Origin of the sequence: Actinosynnema pretiosum, assembly GCF_024171695.1 — a bacterium.
Classification (GTDB): domain Bacteria; phylum Actinomycetota; class Actinomycetes; order Mycobacteriales; family Pseudonocardiaceae; genus Actinosynnema; species Actinosynnema pretiosum.
Genome location: NZ_JAMTCF010000002.1, coordinates 385,462 through 407,317 on the forward strand (window position 1 = coordinate 385,462; position 21,856 = coordinate 407,317).

The 21,856-nt window shown below is 71.9% G+C and carries 25 protein-coding genes and 2 tRNA genes; 16 read left to right on the forward strand and 11 right to left on the reverse strand.

Annotated features, from left to right (window positions below; genetic code table 11):
• Nucleotides 1-32: 32 nt before the first annotated feature.
• Both LV78_RS05040 and LV78_RS05045 read left to right on the forward strand, forming a co-directional pair.
• Entirely contained in the window at nt 33-668 is a 636-nt protein-coding gene (locus LV78_RS05040; RefSeq protein WP_253843542.1) for a carbonic anhydrase, read from the forward strand.
• 74 nt (nt 669-742) lie between these two features.
• Entirely contained in the window at nt 743-2,200 is a 1,458-nt protein-coding gene (locus LV78_RS05045) for a SulP family inorganic anion transporter (RefSeq protein ID WP_253843543.1), read from the forward strand.
• A gap of 42 nt (nt 2,201-2,242) precedes the next feature.
• Here the strand turns inward: LV78_RS05045 and LV78_RS05050 are convergent, their stop codons facing one another.
• The 3 genes from LV78_RS05050 to LV78_RS05060 all read right to left on the reverse strand — a co-directional run bounded on the left by LV78_RS05050 (nt 2,243) and on the right by LV78_RS05060 (nt 5,329).
• The gene (locus LV78_RS05050; protein WP_253843544.1) at nt 2,243-3,298 is read right to left on the reverse strand and encodes a serpin family protein; all 1,056 of its coding nucleotides are present in this window, start codon (nt 3,296-3,298) and stop codon (nt 2,243-2,245) included.
• A 69-nt stretch (nt 3,299-3,367) separates the two neighbouring features.
• A complete protein-coding gene (locus LV78_RS05055; protein ID WP_253843545.1) occupies nt 3,368-4,618 on the reverse strand; it encodes a deoxyguanosinetriphosphate triphosphohydrolase in 1,251 nt (416 codons plus the stop codon).
• Nucleotides 4,619-4,690: 72 nt separating this feature from the next.
• Nucleotides 4,691-5,329 carry a YdcF family protein gene (locus LV78_RS05060; RefSeq protein ID WP_253843778.1) on the reverse strand — a complete coding sequence of 213 codons (639 nt, stop codon included), beginning with the start codon at nt 5,327-5,329 and terminating at the stop codon, nt 4,691-4,693.
• 156 nt (nt 5,330-5,485) lie between these two features.
• Here LV78_RS05060 and LV78_RS05065 point away from each other — a divergent pair, with 156 nt between their 5' ends.
• On the forward strand, nt 5,486-6,211 hold the full coding sequence (locus LV78_RS05065; RefSeq protein WP_253843546.1) for a Type 1 glutamine amidotransferase-like domain-containing protein: 726 nt from the start codon (nt 5,486-5,488) through the stop codon (nt 6,209-6,211).
• A 12-nt stretch (nt 6,212-6,223) separates the two neighbouring features.
• On the opposite strand, the gene sigJ is transcribed toward LV78_RS05065, so the two are convergent.
• On the reverse strand, nt 6,224-7,243 hold the full coding sequence (gene sigJ, locus LV78_RS05070) for an RNA polymerase sigma factor SigJ (protein WP_253843547.1): 1,020 nt from the start codon (nt 7,241-7,243) through the stop codon (nt 6,224-6,226).
• A 28-nt stretch (nt 7,244-7,271) separates the two neighbouring features.
• Here sigJ and dnaG point away from each other — a divergent pair, with 28 nt between their 5' ends.
• Together dnaG and LV78_RS05080 are read left to right on the forward strand one after the other, a co-directional pair.
• Nucleotides 7,272-9,161: a DNA primase gene (gene dnaG / locus LV78_RS05075; protein WP_253843548.1), complete on the forward strand. Its 1,890-nt coding sequence runs from the start codon at nt 7,272-7,274 to the stop codon at nt 9,159-9,161.
• Between the two features lie 53 nt (nt 9,162-9,214).
• Nucleotides 9,215-9,754 carry a hypothetical protein gene (locus tag LV78_RS05080; protein WP_253843549.1) on the forward strand — a complete coding sequence of 180 codons (540 nt, stop codon included), beginning with the start codon at nt 9,215-9,217 and terminating at the stop codon, nt 9,752-9,754.
• Nucleotides 9,755-10,334: 580 nt separating this feature from the next.
• On the opposite strand, the gene LV78_RS05085 is transcribed toward LV78_RS05080, so the two are convergent.
• From LV78_RS05085 to LV78_RS05095, 3 genes are all read right to left on the reverse strand, one after another.
• Nucleotides 10,335-10,595: a hypothetical protein gene (locus tag LV78_RS05085; RefSeq protein ID WP_253843550.1), complete on the reverse strand. Its 261-nt coding sequence runs from the start codon at nt 10,593-10,595 to the stop codon at nt 10,335-10,337.
• A gap of 284 nt (nt 10,596-10,879) precedes the next feature.
• A complete protein-coding gene (locus LV78_RS05090; protein ID WP_372494809.1) occupies nt 10,880-11,527 on the reverse strand; it encodes a YdcF family protein in 648 nt (215 codons plus the stop codon).
• Nucleotides 11,528-11,556: 29 nt separating this feature from the next.
• Nucleotides 11,557-12,321: a GntR family transcriptional regulator gene (locus LV78_RS05095; protein WP_253843551.1), complete on the reverse strand. Its 765-nt coding sequence runs from the start codon at nt 12,319-12,321 to the stop codon at nt 11,557-11,559.
• A 153-nt stretch (nt 12,322-12,474) separates the two neighbouring features.
• Here LV78_RS05095 and LV78_RS05100 point away from each other — a divergent pair, with 153 nt between their 5' ends.
• The 10 genes from LV78_RS05100 (at nt 12,475) to LV78_RS05145 (ending at nt 19,348) form a co-directional block, all read left to right on the forward strand.
• Nucleotides 12,475-12,807 carry a hypothetical protein gene (locus tag LV78_RS05100; protein ID WP_253843552.1) on the forward strand — a complete coding sequence of 111 codons (333 nt, stop codon included), beginning with the start codon at nt 12,475-12,477 and terminating at the stop codon, nt 12,805-12,807.
• A 252-nt stretch (nt 12,808-13,059) separates the two neighbouring features.
• The gene (locus tag LV78_RS05105) at nt 13,060-13,329 is read left to right on the forward strand and encodes a hypothetical protein (RefSeq protein ID WP_253843553.1); all 270 of its coding nucleotides are present in this window, start codon (nt 13,060-13,062) and stop codon (nt 13,327-13,329) included.
• Nucleotide 13,330: 1 nt separating this feature from the next.
• On the forward strand, nt 13,331-13,522 hold the full coding sequence (locus LV78_RS05110; protein ID WP_015800129.1) for a hypothetical protein: 192 nt from the start codon (nt 13,331-13,333) through the stop codon (nt 13,520-13,522).
• Between the two features lie 133 nt (nt 13,523-13,655).
• Complete coding sequence (locus LV78_RS05115; RefSeq protein WP_253843554.1) at nt 13,656-14,984, forward strand: FtsK/SpoIIIE domain-containing protein; 1,329 nt, start codon at nt 13,656-13,658, stop codon at nt 14,982-14,984.
• Nucleotides 14,985-15,055: 71 nt separating this feature from the next.
• On the forward strand, nt 15,056-15,271 hold the full coding sequence (locus LV78_RS05120) for a hypothetical protein (protein ID WP_253843555.1): 216 nt from the start codon (nt 15,056-15,058) through the stop codon (nt 15,269-15,271).
• A 38-nt stretch (nt 15,272-15,309) separates the two neighbouring features.
• Entirely contained in the window at nt 15,310-16,191 is an 882-nt protein-coding gene (locus LV78_RS05125) for a hypothetical protein (RefSeq protein ID WP_253843556.1), read from the forward strand.
• Between the two features lie 19 nt (nt 16,192-16,210).
• Nucleotides 16,211-16,561, forward strand: coding sequence for a hypothetical protein (locus tag LV78_RS05130; RefSeq protein WP_253843557.1), 351 nt, complete (start codon nt 16,211-16,213; stop codon nt 16,559-16,561).
• An 89-nt stretch (nt 16,562-16,650) separates the two neighbouring features.
• On the forward strand, nt 16,651-17,991 hold the full coding sequence (locus tag LV78_RS05135; protein WP_253843558.1) for a replication initiator: 1,341 nt from the start codon (nt 16,651-16,653) through the stop codon (nt 17,989-17,991).
• Nucleotides 17,988-18,167 (forward strand): helix-turn-helix domain-containing protein, encoded by a 180-nt coding sequence (locus LV78_RS05140; RefSeq protein WP_015800135.1) that lies wholly within the window; start codon nt 17,988-17,990, stop codon nt 18,165-18,167. The genes LV78_RS05135 and LV78_RS05140 overlap by 4 nt, the downstream gene beginning before the upstream one ends.
• The gene (locus LV78_RS05145; RefSeq protein ID WP_253843559.1) at nt 18,167-19,348 is read left to right on the forward strand and encodes a site-specific integrase; all 1,182 of its coding nucleotides are present in this window, start codon (nt 18,167-18,169) and stop codon (nt 19,346-19,348) included. The genes LV78_RS05140 and LV78_RS05145 overlap by 1 nt, the downstream gene beginning before the upstream one ends.
• 66 nt (nt 19,349-19,414) lie before the next feature.
• On the opposite strand, the gene LV78_RS05150 is transcribed toward LV78_RS05145, so the two are convergent.
• From LV78_RS05150 to LV78_RS05160, 3 genes are all read right to left on the reverse strand, one after another.
• Nucleotides 19,415-19,489, reverse strand: a tRNA-Ile gene (locus tag LV78_RS05150).
• A gap of 77 nt (nt 19,490-19,566) precedes the next feature.
• Nucleotides 19,567-20,376: an oxygenase MpaB family protein gene (locus tag LV78_RS05155; RefSeq protein WP_253843560.1), complete on the reverse strand. Its 810-nt coding sequence runs from the start codon at nt 20,374-20,376 to the stop codon at nt 19,567-19,569.
• Nucleotides 20,377-20,571: 195 nt separating this feature from the next.
• A tRNA-Asn gene (locus LV78_RS05160) sits at nt 20,572-20,643 on the reverse strand.
• 135 nt (nt 20,644-20,778) lie between these two features.
• Between LV78_RS05160 and LV78_RS05165 the strand changes: the two genes are divergently transcribed.
• Entirely contained in the window at nt 20,779-21,027 is a 249-nt protein-coding gene (locus LV78_RS05165) for a hypothetical protein (protein ID WP_253843561.1), read from the forward strand.
• A 7-nt stretch (nt 21,028-21,034) separates the two neighbouring features.
• Here the strand turns inward: LV78_RS05165 and LV78_RS05170 are convergent, their stop codons facing one another.
• Nucleotides 21,035-21,784 carry a trans-aconitate 2-methyltransferase gene (locus LV78_RS05170; protein WP_253843562.1) on the reverse strand — a complete coding sequence of 250 codons (750 nt, stop codon included), beginning with the start codon at nt 21,782-21,784 and terminating at the stop codon, nt 21,035-21,037.
• Nucleotides 21,785-21,856: the final 72 nt, after the last annotated feature.

The following is a 21,856-nucleotide window of genomic DNA, read 5'->3' on the forward strand; positions in this document are numbered from 1 at the left end:
GGAGCAGTGACAATCGATCAGCGGAGCGCACAGTGGAATTCACCTCTCTCGTCCAGCACGCCAGGACGCACGCCGACCGCAGGCCGGTCGACGCCGGGCGCAGGCTGGCCCAGGGCCAATCACCGACCGTCCTGTTCATCACCTGCGCGGATTCCCGGATCGTCCCCTCGGCGATCACGGGGGCCGAACCCGGCAGCCTCTTCGAGCTGCGCACCGCGGGCAACGTGATCCCGCGCTTCACCCCCGACTCGTCGTGCGCCGAGATCGCCACCATCGAGTTCGCCGTCGTCCAGCTGGCCGTCTCGGAGATCGTCGTCTGCGGCCACTCGCACTGCGGGGCGGTGCGCGCGCTGCACGCCGACGACCCGCTCGACCACCTCCCGCACCTGCGCCGCTGGCTCACCGAGCACCTCACGCCCGGCGAGCGCGCCGACGACCCCGCCCTGCGCCCCGAGGGCCGCAGGCACGTGCTCACCCAGCTCGACGCGCTCACCCGCTACCCGTTCGTGGCCGAGCGGGTCGCGAGCGGCGCGGTGCGCGTCCACGGCTGGTTCTACGACATCGAGACCGGCGTCGTGTCCACGCACGAGCCGCAGCCCACCGCGCGCACCGGGTCCGAGGGCCACCGCCGCCCCGCGCTCGAGGCCGCGGGCTTCCGCCCCCTGTGAGCCCGCTCGCGAACCCTGCGGCGAGCCCTCCCGCGAGTGCGGAAGCCACCCCCACGAACCTCACGGAGCCCCCAGTGACCGAACAGCTCCAGCAGCCCGTCCCCCGCGAGCGCGGGCCGGGCCGGAGAACCCGCATCGGGTCCACCCTCGTCCCCGACCTCGGCGCCTCGCTCGTGGTCTTCCTGGTGGCGCTGCCGCTGTGCGTCGGCGTCGCGGTGGCCTCCGGCGTGCCCGCCGAGCTGGGCATCGTCACCGGCGTGGTCGGCGGCGTCGTCGTCGGCCTGCTGCCCGGCAGCACCATGCAGGTCAGCGGCCCGGCGGCGGGCCTGACCGTCCTGGTGGCCGACACCGTCGCCACGCACGGCGCGGCCTCGCTGGGCCTGATCGTGCTCGGCGCGGGCCTGCTCCAGGTGCTCCTCGGCGCGCTGCGCCTGGGCCGCTGGTTCCGGGCCATCTCACCGGCCGTGGTGCAGGGGATGCTGGCCGGGATCGGCCTGGTGCTGATCCTCGGGCAGCTCTACCCGCTGGTGGGACGCGGCGCGCCGGGCACGACGGCCGAGAAGTTCTTCGGCCTGCCCGCGCTGGTCCCCGACCTGCTCGGCCCGGCAGCGGCGCTCGGCGCGCTGACCGTCGTCGTCGCCGTGCTGTGGAAGCGGCGCGCGCCCGCAGGCCTGGCGAAGGTGCCCGGCGTGCTGGTGGCCGTGGTGGTCGCCAGCGCGGTGGCGGTGCTGGTCGACGTGCCCCGCATCCGGGTGGGCGCCCTGGCCGACGAGCTGACCTTCGTCGGCGAGGCCCCGGTGACACCCGCGCTGATCGGGGTGGTGCTGACGTTCGCGCTGGTGGCGTCGGCGGAGAGCCTGTTCAGCGCCGCCGCCGTCGACCGGATGCACGACGGCCCGCGCACCCACTACGACCGCGAGCTCGTCGCGCAGGGCGTGGGCAACGCCCTGTGCGGCCTGGTCGGCGCGCTGCCGATGACGGCGGTGATCGTGCGCAGCGCGGCGAACGTCGACGCGGGCGCCCGCACCAGGGCGTCCAGGGTGCTGCACGGGGTGTGGCTGCTGGTGTTCGTGGCGCTGCTGCCGCAGACCCTGGCGTTCATCCCCCTCGCGGTGCTGGCGGGCCTGCTGGTGCACGCGGGCTGGAAGCTCCTGGAACCGCGCCGGGTGCTGGCGCTGGCCAGGACCGACCGGGCCGAGGCGGCGGTGCTGGTGCTGACGGCGGCCCTGATCGTCACCACCGACCTGCTGACCGGCACCCTCGCCGGCCTGCTGGCGGCGGTGGTGAAGACGGCGTGGGACGTGTCGAGGCTGAGCGTGACCGTCGACGGCGACCGCGTGGAGGTGCGCGGCAACGCGACCTTCCTGCGCCTGCCCCAGCTCCTGGACCGCCTGGAGGCGGTGCCGGGCGACCGCAGGCTGCGGCTGGACATGGCGGGCGTGCGGCACCAGGACCAGGCGTGCCGCCAGGCCGTGGAGCAGTGGGCGGCGCGCAGGGGGGACGTGGAGCTGATCGGGCCGGGCGCGGGCTGATCACGCTCGGGCGGCGCGGGGCCCACCGGTCCCGCGCCGCCCCTACGGCGAGACCACCTGCGCCAGGAAGAACACCGCCCCGGTGCGGGCGTGCCGCACCAGCAGCAGGTGCGGGCGGTCCACCCGCACCACCAGCGGTTCCTGCGCCGGGCGGAACGCCGCCGAGCGCATCAGCACCGCCGTCGCCGCCGCCCCCTCCAGACCCCGCTCGTCCACCCGCAGCACCGCCTCGTGCACCACCTCGCCGACCACCAGCCTCGGGTCCGGGCTCAGCGCGGTCAGGTCCGCGTCCCCGCCGAACACCGACCGCACGCCCAGACCGCGCAGCGCCCCGCCCAGCAGGGCGGAGAACTCCAGCCGCGCCCTCGGCAGCGACAGGTCCACCCGCCGGTGCTCCAGCCCGTCCAGCACCTCGGGCACGCCGTCCAGCGCGCCCAGCTCGCCGTCCGGCAGCAGCACGACCAGCTCCACCCCGCCCTCGGCGGGCAGCGCGACCGCCTGCCACCCGGCGCGCGCGGCGTGCCGGGCGTTCGCGGTGACCCGCATCGTCGGGACCGGGCGGGTCCCGGAGGGGGTGTGGAACGGCCGGTCGGCGGTCGCGCCCTCCGGGAACGCGGTCACCCACGCGGTCTTCAGGTACAGCGCGTTGACCAGCACCGACACCGTGTCCGCCCGCACCGAGCCCGACCGGAGCAGCTGCGGGACCAGATCGCGGGTGGTCTGCGCGACGTCCGCGTTGATCAGCGCGCGGGCGGCATCGGGGTCCGCCGCGAACGGGGCCGAGCGGGCCGCGCCACCGGGCCAGTCGGCCAGCCGCCGCAGGAAGCCGTCCACCAGCGGCAGGTCGTCGGCGGCCCACAGGGTGTTCGCCACGGCGAACTCGGCGGGCTCGCCCACCCCGCTCTCCCGCACCAGCTCGGGGCCACCGGGTCCGAGCAGCGCCAGCACCTCGTCGCGGGTCGGCCCGCGCCCCGCCTCGGCCAGCAGGGCGAGCGCGCTCGCCACCGAGTACGGCGACCAGCAGGCCGGGCGGGCGCGGTCCGGGGCCAGCGCGTCGTGCAGCGCCAGCGCGAACGTCAGGTGCCCTCGGTCGCGCACCCGATCACCTCCACACGTCGTCCGGGAACCGGGTGGGCGCCCTCAGCCACCACCCCAGTGTGCCACCGCTCACAGCCCTCGCACGTGGCTCCGGTGCCACGCCACCGCCTGCGCGTCCGTCAGCAGCGACACCTGGTCCACGATCACCCGCAACCGCGCCGCGTCGTCCCCCGCCGCGTGCCACGCCGGGGCGAACGCCGGGTCCAGCGCCCCCGGCGCCCGCTCCAGCAGGGCGTGCGCCAGCTCGGTGATCAGCTCCCGCTGCCGCGCCTGCTCCGCCTTGCGCACCGGGTCGCTCATCACGTACCGCACCGCCATCGCCTTGAGCAGCGCCACCTCGGCCGCCGCCCGCTCCGGCACCACCAGCCCCGCCGCGTACCGGGTCAGCCGCCCGTCGCCGTGCTCCGCCCTGGTCGCCCCCACCGCAGCCGACGCGAACCGCCCCACCAGCTCGCTGGTCAACCGCTTGAGCGCGAACTGCGCGCGCAGCGTCGCGTCGTAGTGCCCCAGCTCGGCGATCACCGGCAGCACCGCCAGCTCCTCCGCCACCGCCTCCAGCTCGGCCACCGACCGCGTGGAGAAGTTCGCCGCCGCCAGCTCCGCGATCGCCGTCCGCTCCTCCGCGACCCCCAGCGAGTACAGGTTGATCCGGTGCGCCAGCACCCCGTCCTCGACGTCGTGCACCGAGTAGGCCACGTCGTCGGCCCAGTCCATGACCTGCGCCTCCAGGCAGCGCTCCCGCCCCGGCGCGCCCTCGCGCACCCAGTCGAACACCGCCAGGTCGTCCTCGTACGCGCCGAACTTCACCAGCCCCGGCTGCCTCGGCCACGGGTACTTCGTCGCCGCGTCCAGGCAGGCCCGCGTCAGGTTCAGCCCCCGGTCGGTCTTCGGCTCCAGCCGGGTCAGGATGCGCAGCGTCTGGGCGTTGCCCTCGAACCCGCCGCACGGCCCGGCCAGCTCGTTGAGGGCGCGCTCCCCGTTGTGCCCGAACGGCGGGTGGCCGATGTCGTGCGCCAGACCGGCGGTGTCCACCAGGTCCGGGTCGCAGCCCAGCTCCTCGCCGATGCCCCGGCCGATCTGGGCGACCTCCAGCGAGTGGGTCAACCGGGTGCGCGGCACACCGGTGACCTCGGCGCCCTCGCCGGGCCCCACCACCTGGGTCTTGCCCGCCAGCCTGCGCAGCGCCGCCGAGTGCAGCACCCGCGCCCGGTCCCGCGCGTACGGCGTGCGGCGCTCGGTGCGCGAACCGGGCAGCACGGCGGCCTTCGGCGGTTCGGGGAGGAGCCTGGCGCCGTCGTGGTCGGAGTAGCCGGGGTTCATCCGAACACAGTAGGGGAGAACGGGCGCCCCGGACGTGGCCGGGAAACGACGGGCGGGTTGAGATCCGCCGACCTAGATGGGGATGTCGTCCACGGCGTCCACCGGGGCCTTGAGCAGGTGGTAGTACATCAGCGCCATGGTCTCGCGGCGGATGTAGTAGAGCTGCATCTCGCGGGTCTGCACGTTCGGGCCGCTGCGCGTCGGCGACGTCCACGCGTCAAGGCCCTGGTCCTCGGCCATGGTGCGGGCGCGCAGCGAGTGCCACGGGTCGCTGACGATCACCGCGGTCGTGAGCGAGCGCTCGTGGGCCCGCTCCGCGACGGCCTTGATGCTGCCCAGCGTGTCGGTGCCCTCGCCGATCTCGATCACCCGGTCGGCGGGAACCCCGCGCTCCTCCAACCAGATCCGGCCCGCCTCGCCCTCGGTGAAGTTGTCGCCGGGCTGACGGCCGCCGGTGGTGACGATGTAGTCCACCACGTCCTGCTCGTACAGCCTGCGCGCGTGCTCCAGCCGGGCGGCCAGGACGTCCGAGGGGACCCCGTTGTACTGGGCGGCGCCGAGCACCACCGCCATGTCCGCGTGCGTGCGGTCGTCGTCCCGCGCCACCTGCCAGACCCGGAACGTCGTGCCCCCTGTGACGATCAGGACGATCGCGATGCCCCCGAGCAGGGTTCTCTGGACGTAGCGGCGGAGCCGGGCCAGCAGCGTCATGCGCACCGGGCCATGGTTCCACAAGCAGGGGTGTGGGCCGTTCGGCAGCCGTCCGGCGCGGCGGGGGACTGGGCGGGACGGGTGAACGCGGGTGCGCCGGGCGCGACTGCGGGTTCCCGGTTGCCGGGGCGCGCGGGGCGTTGCCAGGATCTGGGGATGCCTGCGGAGCAGCCGACGATCCTCGCCACCTCGGGTGGTTTTCGCGCCGGGCGGCGCACCTCGCTGGAGTTCGGCGACCTGGTGCGGTTCGCCGTCGAGCTGTCCGGCGCGACCGGGCGGCCCCGGCTGCTGCACGTGGGCACCGCGAACGGGGACCAGCGGTTCTTCAACGCGCACCTGAGCGAGGCCGGGCAGGTCGCCGGGTGGGACGTGGCGCACCTGAACCTGTTCACCATGCCGCCGGTGGACGACGTCGCCTCGTTCGTGCTGGAGCACGACGTGGTGTGGGTCGGCGGCGGGTCGGTGGCGAACCTGCTGGCGGTGTGGCGGGTGCACGGGCTGGGGCCGGTGTTCCGGCGCGCCTGGGAGGCCGGGGTGGTGCTCGGCGGGGTGTCCGCGGGGGCGATCTGCTGGTACGAGGGCGGGGTGACCGACTCGTTCGGGCCCGAGCTGCGCGTGGTGCGCGACGGGCTCGGGTTCCTGCCGTACGGCAGCGGGGTGCACCTGGACTCGGAGCCCGCGCGGCGACCTGCCGTGCGCGCGGCGGTGGGCGGCGGCGAGCTGCCGGTGACGCACTGCACGGACGACGGGGCGGGGTTGCTCTACCGGGGAGTGGAGCTGGTGGAGGCGGTCGCGGAGCGCGACGGCGCCGGGGCGTGCGTGGTGCGGCCCGACGGGAGCGGCGGGGTGGTGGAGGAGGCGCTGGACGTGCGACGGCTGTGAGCCGCCGCGACCTCAGCCCGCCCCGGCCACCTCCGTCTCGGCCACCTCCGTCTCGGCCACCTCCGACCCGGCTACCTCCGACCCGTCGAAGTCCGGCCCGTCGAAGCCCGTCCCGCCGAAGTCCACGTGCCCGAGCTTGTCCGGGTTCGAGATGTCGTAGAGCGCCACGACCAGCCCGTCCCGCACCACCACCGACGTGATCCGCCGCGACACCTCCGGGCTCTCCCGCCGCAGCAGCCCCAGGTCCCCGTTCACCAGCACCGGCCGAGCCTCGTCCAGCCCGCCGTGCTTGAGCGTGAGCCCGACCATGAACCGCGCCACCCGGTCCGCGCCGACGACCCGGTTGATCGCCGCGCGCGCCTTGCCGCCACCGTCGCTGATCACCAGCGCGTCCGGGTGCAGCAGGCTCAGCACGGCCTGCACGTCACCGGCCGCCAGCGCCGCCACGAACCGCCCCAGCACCTCGCGCTGCTCGGCCAGCGCCACCCTCGGCGGCGGGTCGGCCGCAGCCGCCGCGCGCCTGCCCCTGGACGCGTGCTGCCGCGCCGCCGCGACCTCCACGCCCAGCACCGCCGCGATCTCGTCGAACGGCAGCCCGAACGCGTCGTGCAGCACGAACGCCACCCGCTGCTCGGGCGTCAACCGGTCCAGCACGACCAGCGCGGCCATCCGCACCCCGTCGTCGCGCACCACCGCGTCCAGCGGCTCGTCCACGACCTCGCCCACCAGCGGCTCGGGCAGCCAGCTGCCCACGTACCGCTCCCGCCGCACCGCCGCCGACCGCAACCGGTCCAGGCACACCCGGCCCACCACGGTGGTCAGCCACGCGCGCGGCTCGCGGATCTCCGCCCGAGCCCGCTCGGACAGCCCCGACAGCCGCAGCCAGGCCTCCTGCACCGCGTCCTCGGCGTCCGCGACGCTGCCGGTCAGCCGGTACGCCACCCCCACCAGGTGCGGGCGGTGCTCCTGGAGCACCAGGGCCAGGTCCGAGCCGTCCGGAACCGCGCCGTCCCCCGTGGTGGTCACGAGCACCAGTCTGCCAGCACTAGACTCGGTCGCCGTGGCAGGACGCATCCGGGAGACCGACATCGCGCTGGTGCGGGACCGCAGCAGCATCGAGGACGTCGTCGGCGACCACGTCTCCCTGCGCCGGGCGGGCGGCGGTTCGCTGAAGGGCCTGTGCCCGTTCCACGACGAGAAGTCGCCGTCGTTCAACGTCCGCCCCAGCCACGGCACGTTCCACTGCTTCGGCTGCGGCGAGGGCGGCGACGTCATCGCGTTCATCATGAAGATCGAGCACCTCGGCTTCGTGGAGTCCGTGGAGCGGCTCGCGGACCGCGCGGGCATCCAGCTGACCTACGAGGGCGGCGGCGCGACCATCCAGCGCGACCGGGGCACCCGCAGCAGGCTGCTGGAGGCGCACCGGGCCGCCGCCGAGTTCTACGCCGAGCAGCTGGCGACGCCGGACGCGATGCCCGCCCGCGAGTTCCTGGCGCAGCGCGGTTTCGACGAGGCCGCCGCGCGCCAGTTCGGCTGCGGCTTCGCCCCGCACGGCTGGGACAAGCTCACCAAGCACCTGCTGGGGCGCGGGTTCGAGCTGACCGAGCTGCTCAAGGCGCAGCTGACCAAGGAGGGCCGCCAGGGCCCGATCGACCGGTTCCACCGCAGGTTGCTGTGGCCGATCCGGGACCTGGGCGGCGACGTGGTCGGGTTCGGCGCGCGCCGGATCTTCGACGACGACCCGATCCAGGCCAAGTACCTGAACACCAGCGAGTCGCCGATCTACAAGAAGTCGCACGTGCTGTTCGGGCTGGACCTGGCCAAGCGGGAGATCGCCAAGCGGCGGCAGGCCGTGGTGGTCGAGGGGTACACCGACGTCATGGCGATGCACCTGGCGGGCGTGCCGACCGCGGTCGCGTCGTGCGGCACGGCGTTCGGCGCCGACCACATGAACGTGCTGCGCAGGCTGCTCATCGACGACTCGGTCAACGGCGAGGTCATCTTCACCTTCGACGGCGACGCGGCCGGGCAGAAGGCGGCGCTCAAGGCGTTCGAGGGCGAGCAGCAGTTCTCCGCGCAGACGTACATCGCGGTCGCGCCGGACGGCATGGACCCGTGCGAGCTGCGGCAGGAGAAGGGCGACGTGGCGGTGCGCGACCTGGTCGCCAGGCGCACCCCGCTGGTCGAGTTCGCGATCAAGGCCCAGCTGCGCGACTACGACCTGGACTCGGTCGACGGCCGCGCCGAGGCGCTGCGCAAGATGGTGCCGTTCGTCGCGCAGATCAAGGACAGCTCCAAGCGCGACGGCTACGCCACCAGGCTGGCGTGGTGGGTCGGCTGGGAGGACGAGGCGTCGGTGGTGAGGCGGGTCCGCGAGACCGCGACCGGCACCGCGAAGGCCGCCCCGCGCCGCCGCCCGGTCGACCCGAACCAGGGCGCGCTCGACGTGGCCGTGGACGCCCACCCGCGCCCGAACCCGCGCGACCCGGCGCTGTGGCACCAGCGGGAGGCGCTGAAGGCCGCGCTGCAGGTCCCGGAGATGGTCAGCCCGTACTACGACTCGCTGCCGGACGAGGCGTTCACGAACCCGCTGTACCTGGCGCTGCACCGCGCGATGCGCGAGGCGGGCGGCACCGCGTCCGGCCTCACCGGGCCCGCGCTGGTGGACGCGGTCGGACAGGCGTGCCCGGTGGCGTCGGCGCGGTCGCTGCTGACGGAGCTGGCGGTGGAGCCGCTGCGGACCAAGGGCGACGAGTACCGGTACGTGCAGAGCGTGCTGGCGCGGTTGCAGCAGGTCCTGGTCGGGGCGCAGATCACCGAGATCAAGTCGCGGTTGCGGCGGGTGTCGCCGATCGAGGAGGCGGACGAGTACCGCGCCCTGTTCGGGGACCTGATCGCGCTGGAGGAGTACCACAAGGAGCTGGGCCAGCAGGGCATCAACGGCCTGTAGGTGGTCCTGCTCGTTGCTCGGGGTTGGCCGAACGCTGCGGTTTGGGGCTGCTGATGGGTCTGTGGGACAGGTTGTTCGGTTCGGGCGCGCCGGAGGGCTTCACCGGGGAGCTGGAACCGGAGGAGCACGTGGCCGCGTCGGCGCGGAGCGGCGAGGGCTGGCTGGTGGCCACCCCGCTGGGCCTGTGGCTGCCGGAGCAGCCCCCGAGGCGAGTCGGGTGGCACCTGGTGAGCAAGGCGGCCTGGGACGGCACGGCGCTGGCCGTGACGGAGGCCGTGGAGGACGACGTGGTGACCGGCGAGTCGGGCGGCAAGGCGGTCCTCCTGCGAGACCTGCGCCCGGTCCGGTACGCCGTGGAGAGGCCGGGCAAGCTGACCGACCAGGTGCACCAGCGGGTGACCCAGGCGATCCGCCAGCGGCGGCGGGACAACGGGGTGGGGGCGTGGTTCCTGCTGCGGAAGATTCCAGGTAGGGACGGGGCGGTGCTGCACGTGCGGGCGGACGCGGGCGCGGACGCGGAGCGGGTCCGCGCGGCGGCTGCGGAGCAGGTGGCCGCGTTGGCGGCGGGAACGGCCCACTGGGACCCGGCGTAGTTCGCGTGCCTGCTGCCGCCGCGGGGAAGGGGGCGGGAATCCCTCGTCCGGGTGAGCCCAGGACACCCCCGACCCCCGCCCGGCGGTGGTCACGGCCCGTGCGCGCCGAACTGGACCACTGCCCGACTCGGCGGCGCCTGCGCCCTGGTGCCGGGCATCAGCGCAGGTGAGACCGCTGATGATCGCCCGACTGCCATGGGGAATCCCATGGACGAATGATCATTAATTGATCATGATAAAGTCTGTTTCCGCTGGTGAAGTGCGTAGGACGGGTGGGGTTCGAACCCACGACCTGACGGATTACAAGTCCACTCTGCCGTCGTTTGCCAAGCGATCCCGAAACCATTCGTCATCAGGCCGCTTAACGCCCGCGAATGGCCACTGTGGACCGTGCGCTGTGGACGCTTGCCGTCGTTAAGCGAGGCAAAGCCGTGGCATCCACGCCCACCGACCCGCCCGCTTCGAGGGCAAGCCGGTGGGCTGGTCGTCGCCGCCAAGGCGGCGAGCTGTCCACGGGCGCGGCAGCCGAGCGCCCCGACCACTGTGCCAGTGGACCACTTGGCGCTCGTACTGTTCTGACCTACGTCGTCAGGGTCAGCCGAGTCCCCTCGGAGATCGCGGTTGCCCACTCGGTCAACTGGGGCTCGGTGAGCGGCTCACCGGTTTCGGTGTGCCACGTGGTGGCCAAGTGCTGCTTGACCACGTCGACGGGCTTTCCTGCGCACTCCTGGTGCACCTTGTCGAGGAGGGGTTGCCGAAGTTGAGCCCACTTTTGGGTGACTTCTGCGGCCAGGTTGTTGAGAGCGGCTTGGTTAAAGTTCAACCGAACGTTTCCGGCCATGTTGACCGCCTTTCGTTAGGTTGCCCCACCGGGCTCGTTGCTCCAGACAGCCTAGCTTCGACCGCTTGTTCGACTGAGAACCTGAGCGGCGTGTCGTACTTTCCTGCGGCGGCTGCCGGGGCCGGTCGCGTCTCAGGCCGCCGCCTGGGGTGGGTGCCGGAGGCGGGCCCCGCCCCAGGGGCGAGCGGCCAAGAGCGCAGCGACGCGAGCGGCCCCGGCAGGGGCCGCCTTGATGAAGTAAAGAAACTCTGCGCACGCATGGCGTAGCCGTGGAACCACCCAGGTCAAGTCTGGATCACGCGGCTCGTGTAGCCCGCAGCCACAAGGCGTTCGTAGGCGGCCTGGACCTCGTCGGGCACGTCCTGGGGGATGGCGTAGCCGTACTCCGCGAACAAGGTCATCCGCTGGGTGTCACCGACCATCATGCTGATCACGAAGTCGACATCGCCGATCCCCGCGACGTACTCGTCCAACGGCGGCCGGTGCGAGGTGCACAGGATGTCCAGCTCCGGCCACAGCTTCCGGCACGTCGCGTACGACCGGCGCTCCTGGTACGGCCGCGAGATCAGCACCGCAGAACCGACCTCGATCTCCTCAGCCTCCAGGAGCGCGCGGGACAGCTCGAAGTTCTCGGCCGTGTTGGTCGCCTCGGTCTCGATGAGGATCGCCGTGTCCGGGACGCCGTGCTCCAGGGCGTGCTCGCGGTAGTGCACCGCCTCGCCTCGAGGGAACCGCTTCACCGTCGTCGGCGCGTTCGCCCCGGTGAACAGCACCCGAGGAAACAGCCCCTGGTGGTACAGCTCGGTCGCCCGCACGGCCACGCCGATGTCATGGCTGCCCAACCCGATGCCGATGTCGGAGGGCCGCAGGTCGTGTTTCATGTCGTGGTACTCCCACAACGTCACCACGTCGGCGCGGTGCTCGTCGGGAATCCTGGTGGACGACACGGGTTAGGACCCTCCTACTCGGGGATCTGGAAGCTGTAGGACCACACGAACCGACTAGCCGCGTGCACACCCCGCGCAAACTCGATCGGCGTCCCGTCCTTGGAGAAGGTCCGCCGCGTCAGGATCATCACGGGCTCACCGGCGGGCAGCTCCAGCTCCTCGACCTCCTCGGGTCGGGGCATCCGGGAGTGCACGCTCTCGGTCATGTGGTCGGGCTCGAAGCCTTGCAACGTCAGCACGGCGAACCCGCCACCAGGCGTGGCCGGGCCCGGCTTCGGGTCGACCAGCGGCGTCCCCTCGACGTGTACCGGGTTGTAGTAGCTCGTCAGAGTGTGCGTGGGCGTCTCGCCGTCCCGGACCAGCCGTGCGCGCTCGTAGACGGTGGCGCCGGTCTCCAGCCCCAGGGCCTCGGCGGTCTCGGCGTCCGCCTCGACCTGGCGGACCTTGTTGGTCTGGTCGCCGGGCTTCCACTCCCGCCCTGACGCCTCCCGGTCGGCCGCGAACGCGACCAGGCCGAACTTCCACTTGCTCTTGGCGTACCGCTCGACGCCCATGCGCTTCATGACCGGCCGGGGTCTCACGACCGTGCCACGGCGGCGGACGGAGTCCACCAGGCCCTCGGCCTCCAGGACCGCGATGGTCTTGCGGACAGTGTTGATGTTGATCCCGTGCTCTGAGGCCAGGTCCTCCTGCTTGGGCAGCGTCGCGCCGGGCGGGTAGTCGCCACGCTGGATCGCCTCCCGCAGCACAGCCGCGAGCTCTCGGTACCCGATCGACACAGCTGTGCCCCCCGTCTTGTAGGCGACCAAACGTAGGTCTACATCCTTCTTGACCTCCAACTGTACTCGTTACAGCTATCTCTATTGACGTCTGCGGTCGAGTAGTGTTCAATAGAGATAGCTGTAACGGACTGCAACTGAGAGGTGACAGCTATGAGGAACATCCCCGTCCTGCTCACCGGCTACCGGCTGATGGTCACCGAGGAGCCCACGCTCAAGACCCGCGAGGTGGACGGCACCGCCGAGATCGTCACCGACCGGGACGGCGTGAACCAGTACGTGGTGTCCCTGTTCGCCAAGACCAAGGGCGAGAAGGGTGAGGAGATCCGGGTGACCCTGGCGGTCGACCCCGGCGACTCCTTCGAGGAGGGCGACATGGTCGAGCTGATCGACGCGATGGTCTCGCCCTACAGCTTCAAGAACAACCGGGGCGAGACCGTCTCCGGCCTGGCCTGGCGCGCCGCCGGTCTCAAGCCGCGCGACTGACCGCGCCGCCCTCCCTCCGCCCGTTCCGAGAATCGGGCTCCCGTGGCCGCGTGAACCCTCCCGCCTCGTCGGGACAGGCCGTGACGCCGTCAAGCGGGAGTTCCCGTTAGTTCCTTGTCAATTCCACAGTGGCTACACCCATGCCATTTTCCGGCCCACAACACGGGCCGGGAGATTCGATGCCCCCGGATTCCGGCACGTCCGGCTCCGGGGGCGTGGTGTCTCCCGATCGACTCGGAAAAGAGGTGACACATGCAGGTCGCTGCGATCAACAGGGCGGCTCAGCAGAACTACGCGACGTTCAAGGCCGCGCTGGTGCTGCTCCAGGAGACCGTGGACGAGCAGGTGCGCGGGCTCATCGCCAAGGTCGAGGACGCAGACATCCCCGGCGCGGCGTGGGCCGTCCCGTCTGCGGACGAGCTGAAGTCCTTGTGCGACAAGGCGGTCCGCGAGATCGAGCAGTTCTCCAAGGACGCCAAGGACTACGAGGCGGAGCTGATCTCCCGGAACTGGAGGGTTTGACATGGCGGCACGCTACGGCACGGAGAAGGCGGCCGAATCCCTCGACCAGGCCATGCACCAGTTGCGGGGCGCGGTCGAGCAGATGAGGTTCGCCCGCTACCGCTTCTCCGGCCAGCACAGGGACGTCACCCGCGCGGTGGCCACCCTCTCCGTGGCCTTGCAGGACGTTCTTCCCTACCTCGCCGAGGACTGACAACCGCATCCGGAAAGCGCGCGATCCGACCACGTCCACCCGACTGGTCGGGTCGCCGCTCTCCGTCCCGAAAACCCGGAGGGGGTTTGCCATGCCGAAAGCATTCCGAAACCAGGGAATTGAATTCCGTGCGATGAAGTGGGCCGTCCGGCACCCCGGAATGGTGTCGGTTCCCACCGGCCTCGCCGCTGCCGCCGCCGAGGGCGTCATGACGCTGGGCGCTCCGACCACGGGCGCGCTCGCCGGTGGTGTGGCCCTGGGCTTGGCCGGTTGGTACCGGGGCCACCCGGCCTCGTTCGACGCGGTGGCCCTGCCCCGGCTGCGGGCCTTCCGCCGCCGCTGGCTGACCTACGTCGGCCGCCGCTGGGCCGACATCCTCACGGATTGCGAGCTGATCACGGTCAACCGCCGCACCGACCAGGTCCAGGTGCCGCGCATCGTGCGCGTCACTGCCGCCTCACCGTCGATCGACACGATCACGGTGCGCCTGAACCGGGGCCAGACCCCGACCGTGTTCGAGGAGCGCGCCGAGGCCCTGGCCCACGCGCTGCGCGCCGAACGGGTCGCGGTCATGCGGGTGCGTCCGCAGGTCGTCGCCCTGGTGGTCGAGCGCTGCAACCCCTTCGACTCCGACCCCATCCCCGCGATCGACATCCCGCACACCAGTGCCGAGGTCGACCTGTCGGCACTGGAGTTGGGCGATACCGAGTACGGCACCCCTTGGACGCTGCCGCTGATCGGCAACCACCTGTTCGGCGCTGGTGCCACTGGCTCGGGCAAGAGCGCCCTGCTGTGGAACCCGCTGCGCGCGATGGCCCCGATGCTCCGCGACGGCGTCGTCCAGGTGGACATGGTCGACATGAAGGAGGGGATGGAGACCGAGGTCGGCGCGCCCCTGTTCCACCGCCGCGCGATCGACTTCGCCGAATCGGTGGAGGTGATCGAGGGCTTCCGCGACGAGATGAAGGAGCGTCAGGCCCTCCTGCGGCAGCAGGGCACGCGGCGCTTCACCCCCAGCGTGGAGACGCCGTTCCGGGTGTTGCAGATCGACGAGATGGGCATGATGACCGGCTTCGGCCCGTCCAAGGAGGTCCGGGACGTGCTCCGGCTGCTCGCCGAGATCATGACCCAGGGGCGGGCGCCAGGCTTCGCGGTCTGCGGTTACGTCCAGGAACCCACCAAGGACACCGTGGGCGTGCGCGACCTGTTCACCCAGCGCGTGTGCCTGTCGGTCACCACGCAGGGCCACGTGGACATGGTCCTGGGCGAGGGGATGCGGCTGCGCGGCGCGCTGGCTGACGAGATCCCGCTGGGTGACGACTACGCCGGGACCGGCTTCGTCGTGCGCGCCCGCTCCCGCACCCCGCAGCGCGTGCGGGCCTTCTACCAGTCCGACGACGACATCCACGATCTGGTCGCCTTCGTGACCGGTGACCGGCCCCGGCTGCACGCCGTCGCCTGATCCACCGCTCGTAATGCGGCGCGAAACCGTTGCTGTGTAAGCACATTCCTAATTCCAAAGTGGAGGAAACCATGTGGAACCTGGGTGTCCGGCTCTGGGCGGCGTGGCGCTTCGCGCTGTTCCTGGGGCTGGCCTCGCTGGTGCTGTTCGTGGTCTACCTGGCCGACGGCTTCGGGACCTTCTTCATGTGGACCGGTGTCCTGGCGGGGCTGGGCGTGGTCGGCGTGTTCTACGCCCTGCGCGACTTCGTCCGCCGCGAGATCGACCACCACCGGGGGCGGCTGTGACAGACCCCTCCGCCATTCCGGCAGAGGACCGGGCTGACGTGGTGGATGTTCAGACCGGGGTGACCAAGCGGGTGGTGAGCCTGCGGCGCAAGAAAGCCGAATCGGCCCAGTTGCGCGGCCTGGTGGACGACCCGGACATGGTCGCGGTCCGGATCGAGGCTCAACGCAGGTTGATTACGCGGGGGATGTGGTTCTTCCTCACCCTTGGGCTCGGGTTCACCGCTGCCGGGGTCCAGGACTTCCTGGCCGGGCATCGGCCGGTCAGCGACCCGCTGTGGTGGGCCGCGTGGCTGGCGGAGCCGATGCTCGCGGGCATCCTGATCATGCTGCTGGTCTTCGAGTCCGAGGTCCTGCACCGGGGCGTTCCCGTGGACAGCGTGTGGGTCGAACGCCTCAAGCGGACCCTGCTCGGTTCGACGCTGTTCATGAACGTCTGGCCCACCCTGGCTCCGGCGTGGACTGTGGGGGAGCGGTTCGAGTTCGGCAACTTCGCCGTGCACCTGGTGGTGCCGCTGGTGGTGTTCATGGTCGCCGAGGTCATGCCGGTGGTGCAGGAACGCATGAACCAGGCCATCACCCGCGCCTATCGCAACGCCAACACCACCCCACCGCCCTCACCAGCGCAAACGACCCCCGTCCCCGCGGCCGTCCCACCGCCGCCCGCCGCGCCCACCCCACCGGCGCCCGTCGCCCCCGCGCCACCCGCCCCGCCCGTGGCCGTCCCCGCTGCGGTGGCGGTGCCCCGGCTCAAGCTGCCGCCCGCGATCGTCACGGCGGTCCGCGCCAAAGCCGACCAGGTCGCCGCCCAGGGCCGCGATCTGACCGCCGAGGACGTCCAGTCCGCCGTGCGGCTCCCGGCGGAGATGGCCGAGCGCGTGGTGGCCGAGGTGCGCGAGCGCAACAGCCACGCCTTCACATGACCTTCCGGGAAGGAGCGCCGTGTACCCCCGCCGAATCGCCCTTTACCTGCACGACCCGCCCTCGGAGTGCCCGGCCTGTGAGTGGTCGCAGATCCGGGCCGGTGACGACCATGCCTACCTGTGCCGGTTATGCGGTCACCAGTGGACTCCGGTCCTGCCCCCGGACGCACCCGAGGTGTGCTCGCGCTGCGAGGTGAACTGGTACGTCCAGCCCGCCGAGCGCCCGCGCTACGCCTGGCGCTGCCACACGTGCGAACGCCAGTGGGGCAAGGGCCCGGACGTGCCTCGCATGATCTGGTGCCCGCCCTGCCAGGACTACCACTACCCCTACCAGCTCGAAGACAGCGAACCCCACTTCTGGGAACCCTGACCCACCCCCCGTGAGCGGGGCGCGATCACCCGACCCGGTGGCCGTGCCCCGCTTTTCCTTATCCCGCAACGAAAGGAGGTGCCCCCGTAGTGTTCACCCTCGACTCCCGCATCACCGCCCGCCTGCGCTCGCCCGACTACCGGGACTGGCGGGACAAGGTCACCGCCACCGGCGGCTGCGCCCAACCCATCCGCATGAGCGGCGGCTGGCAGATCCACTCCACCGGCGGCGCGCTGCTGGACTGGCACGGCGGGGACGTGTTCATCCCCTGCGGCAACCGCCGCGAGAGCGTGTGCCCGGCCTGCTCCGACCGCTACGCCGCCGACGCCTACCACCTCATGCACGCCGGCCTGGCCGGCGGCAGCAAAGGCGTGCCCGCCTCGATCACCGACAAGCCCCGCGTGTTCGCCACCCTCACCGCCCCCTCCTTCGGCCCCGTCCACAACCGGCCCACCACCCGTGCTGGCAAGGCCCGGCCCTGCTCCTGCGGCTCCTGGCACCACCCCGCAGACCCCGCCCTCGGCACCCCCGTCGACCCGGACGGGTACGACTACGTCGGGTCGGTGCTCTGGCAGGCCAACGCCGGGACCCTGTGGCACCGCTTCACCACCAGCGTGCGCCGCGAACTGCTCAAGGCCGCCGGACTGCCCGCACGCACCCGCTTCGCCGACCACGCCCGCCTGTCCTACGCCAAGGTCGCCGAGTACCAGCGACGCGGCCTGGTCCACTTCCACGCCGTCATCCGCCTCGACGGACCGTCCGGGCCCGACGACCCCGCCCCCACCTGGTGCACCCCCGAGCTGCTCGAACACGCCATCACCACCGCCGCCCGCACGGTGCGCGTGGACCAGGCCCTCCCGGACGGGACCCCGGTCGCGCTGCGGTGGGGGGCTCAGGTCGACGTGCGCCGCATCCGCCCCACCGGTGCCCACGAGTTCGAGGACCAGGCAGGCGAGATCAGCGAATCCCGGCTGGCCGGGTACGTGGCCAAGTACGCCACCAAGGGCACCGGCAAGTCCGAAGCCGCAGACCGCCCCATCCGCTCCCAACTCGACATCGACCACCTGCGCGTCTCCGCCCACCACCGCCGGATCATCCAGACCACCTGGGACCTCGGCGACCTCGACCAGTACGCCGCGCTGAACCTGCGCCGCTGGGCCCACATGCTCGCCTTCCGGGGCCACTTCCTCTCCAAGTCCCAGCGCTACAGCACCACCTTCAAGGCTATGCGCGAAGAACGCCGCGCCTTCCGCACCATCGAACTCCTCGACCGACTCGGCCACGCCCCCGACACCGTCGTCCTGGTCGACCACTGGGAGTTCACCGGCACCGGCCACCGCAACGACGCCGAACGAGAACTCGCCCTGGCCATCGCCGAGAGCAACCGCGAAACCCGCCGCCGCAAGTACGAACAGGAGTCCGCGACATGAGCAAGCTCTGGAGCGTCCAAGACGTCGCCGACTTCCTCGGCGTCCCCGTCAACACCCTCTACCAGTGGCGAACCCGCAACTACGGCCCGCCCGGCAAGCGCATCGGCAAGTACGTCCGGTTCGACCCCGAGCAGGTGCGCGCCTGGTTCGAGTCGCTGCCGAACGGCGTGGCCTGATGGCCCGGCCACCGCTGCCGGTCGGCACCTTCGGCAAGATCCGCGCCTACCGGGACAAGTCCGGCTGGCGGGCCGTCACGAACTACCGCGACCACGACGGCGTCACCCGGCCCGTCGAGCGGCGGGGCAGCACCAAGACGGCGGCGGAACGGGCCCTCAAAGAGGCGCTGCGGGACCGGACGTCGCCCCTGACCGGTGGGGACGGCATCACCCCCGAAACCCGGTTCAAGGACGCCGCCGTGCTGTGGCTGGAGGAGTTCCAGCGGGCCATCGACGGCGGGCGCCGCTCGCCCACCTCGAAGGAGACCTACGAGGGCCGCTTGAACAGCCTGGTGCTGCCCGCCATCGGGGAGCTGCGGGTGCGGGAGCTGACCGTGCCCCGGCTCGGCCGGTTGGTCGCCGCCGCCCAGGACCTGCACAGCTCGTCCACCGCGAAGACGGTTCGCACGATCCTGTCCGGCGTCTGCGGCCTGGCCGTGCGGCACGGCGCGCTGGCCGCCAACCCGGTCCGTGACGTCGCGCCCCTGGAAGGCCGCAAGGTGCGGGCCCGCGCGCTCACCCTGGAGGAGCTGGCGGACCTGCTGGCCAAGCTCGACGCGGACGAGGTCGCCGTGCGCCAGGACCTCCCGGACCTGGCCCGGTGGTACGCGGGCACGGGGGAGCGGACCGGTGAGGGGCTGGCGGTGCACTGGCACCACCTCGACCTGCGCGCGGGCACGGTGTCGTGGGGTGGCGGGCTCATCCGGGTCAAGGGGCAGGGGCAGCGGATCAACTTCGGCAAGACCGACGTGTCCGAGCGCGCCCTGCCGCTGTCGGACTGGCTGGTGGACGTGCTGCGGGAGCGGCGGGTGCTGCTTGCCGAGCGCTTCGGGGTGGACGTGGCGGACCTTCGTGGCCCGGTGTTCCCGAACTCGCTCGGCAAGCTGCGCGACAAGCACAACACCCTGGCCCAGTGGCGGGAGTTCCGGCAGCGCGCGGGCTACCCGTGGGTGACCTTCCGGACGTTCCGGAAGTCGGTCGCGACGATCCTGGACGACGCCGGGCTGTCCGCCCGTCAGATCGCCGATCAGCTAGGTCACTCGAAAGTGTCAACCACCCAGGACGTCTACATGGCGCGTCGCGTGACCAGCCGCAAGGCCGCCGACGCGCTGGAGGCGGTTAGGGGGTACCGACCCCGTTAGGGGTGGCAAAGGCATGGCGTTGATCTTGATAGACTCCCCAGGGGTGCACCTGACCTGGGAAAAGAGTAGGACGGGTGGGGTTCGAACCCACGACCTGACGGATTATGAGTCCGCTGCTCTGACCGGCTGAGCTACCGTCCCCTGACGTGCGGTTCTGGAGGGTACAGAGCGCCGGCCCCCCGCGTCTCGACAACCCGTCAGCACGTGACCAACCCGTGCTACGAAGTCCCCAGATCGGACGGCCGGTAACCGGTCGGGTAGCCGGGGTAGGTTCGGTTCTTCGGCTGGTTCGTCAGGAACGGCTCGCGTCTCGGGGGCATCCTGCGGACCACCCGCGCCCGCGCGCGCAGGGCGGCCTTGGCCGTCGTCGTCAGCCAGGTCGGCGCGGGGGCCAGGCCGAAGGCGTCCAGCATCGCGGGGTCCAGGAGGGCGATCACGGCCTTCCTCGCCGCCGGGCGCAGGGGCGCCGGGTACCAGGAGCAGAACAGGTCCAGGGTGTAGCGGCCGATCTCGGCGTTCGTGTCGGCGTGCTCGAAGTGCTCGGCCTCGTAAGCCCGCTTGAACGCCAGGTACGCCCCGTAGCCCTCCGGCACGTCCCGGATGCCCATCCTCGCCCCGACAGCCCGGTAGAAGTGGTACGAGGCCTGCTTCTCGTGCTCCGACGGCTTGCGCCAGCCGTACTGCTCCAACCACTCCATCGGGTCGTACACGAACGTGGACAGCACGTAGAGCATGTCGTCGTTGTCGATGTCGTACCGGTGGTGCATCCGGTTCACCGCGCGCAGCGCCTCCTTGCCGCGCGGCGAGTCGTAGCCGTGGTCCACCAGCTCGCCCATGAGCAGGGCGGTGTCGTCGTAGCGCTTCTGGGGCCTGCGCTCGAACTCGCCGGTGCGCGCCAGCAGCGCCGAGATGGACGGGACGCAGTACGTCCGGAACAGCGCGAACTCCAGCGCCCGCGTGTAGTCCCAGGGGAACTCGTAGCCGGTGGACAGGCGCAGGATCTCCCAGGCGTCGCGCTCGGGGTCCATCGCTTCGATGCGAGAGAGATTCGCGTAGCGGCCCATGCCCATCAGGGTGCCGGCACCGCCGTGATCAACACCACAGCCGTTCGCGCATCCGGATGACGGGTTTCGACCGCGCCCGCTCGGGCGAACCCCGTGGTGTGGGAGAGATCGGGCAAGCAGCGAGGGCCCGTCCAAGCGGACGGGCCCTCGTCTGGGATGCTCCCCCAACTGGATTCGAACCAGTAACCCTTCGATTAACAGTCGAATGCTCTGCCGTTGAGCTATGGGGGAATGTTCAGTTGTCCTCGCCCGCCCTCGCGGGCTGACGGGAGTAACTCTAGCGCATCCGGAGGAGCGCTTGGAACACACCCCCCTCGTTTCCGGCAGGATGGCCAGTGACCAGGCACGACGGTGAGGAGACCGGGTATGAAGGGCATTCTGTTCGGCGCCGCGATCGGCTACGTGCTGGGCGCGCGGGCGGGCAAGGGGCGGTACGACCAGATCGTCCGGGCCTACCGCGCCCTGGTGGACCACCCGGCGGTGCAGGGCGCGGCGGGGATCGTGCGGGCCAAGATCGGTGAGCAGACCACCTTCGGGCGCAAGTACACGGCCGTGAAGCGGGTCGGCGTCAACGGGCGGCGCCACGAGCCCGCCGTCGCCCCGCGCGTGCGCTGAGCACCCCTCAGCGCACCCTGGCCACGGCGAACACGCGGCGGAACGGGAACCACGTGGTCCCGTCCGCCCGCCGGGGGTAGGCGGCGCGCAGCCTCGGCCTCAGGCGCGCCACGTACTCGGCCCAGGCCTCGTCGGACAGGGTCGCCCTGACCGGCCGCAGCGCCGTGCCGCTGATCCACTCCAGCGCCGCGTCCTCGCCGGTGAGCACCTGCGCGTAGGTGGTCTCCCACGCGTCGACCTCGGCGCCCGCGCCCGCGAGCACCTCGGCGTACCCGATCGGGTCGAGCACCGGGGCGAACCGCAGCACGCCGCGCAGTTCCGGCCAGTCCTCGGCCACCTCTCGGACCAACTCGTGCGACGGGCCGGTGAAGTTGCCCGGCACCTGCACCGCCAGCCACGCCCCGGAGGCCAGCTCGCCGACCCAGCGGCGCAGCAGGTCCGGGTGGCCGGGCACCCACTGGAGCACCGCGTTGGTGACCACGACTCCCACGTCCGGGGTCGGCGACCAGTCCGCCACATCGGCCACCCGCGCGTCCAGGCCTCGCGCGCGGGCCTGCTCGACCATCTCCGGCGACGAGTCGAGCGCCTCGACGGCCGCGCCCGGCCAGCGCTTCGCGAGGGTGGTCGTGAGGTTGCCGGGGCCGCAGCCAAGGTCGACCACCCGGTCCGGCGACTCCGCGCCGACCCTGGCCAGCAGTTCGTGGAACGGGCGGGCGCGGTGGTCGGCGAAGGCGAGGTACTTCTCGGGGTCCCACACGAGCGTTAACAGTACGGGCGTACTGCTAGCGCGTCCAGAGGGCTCGGGGAGGAGTCCAGGGGGCTCGGGGAG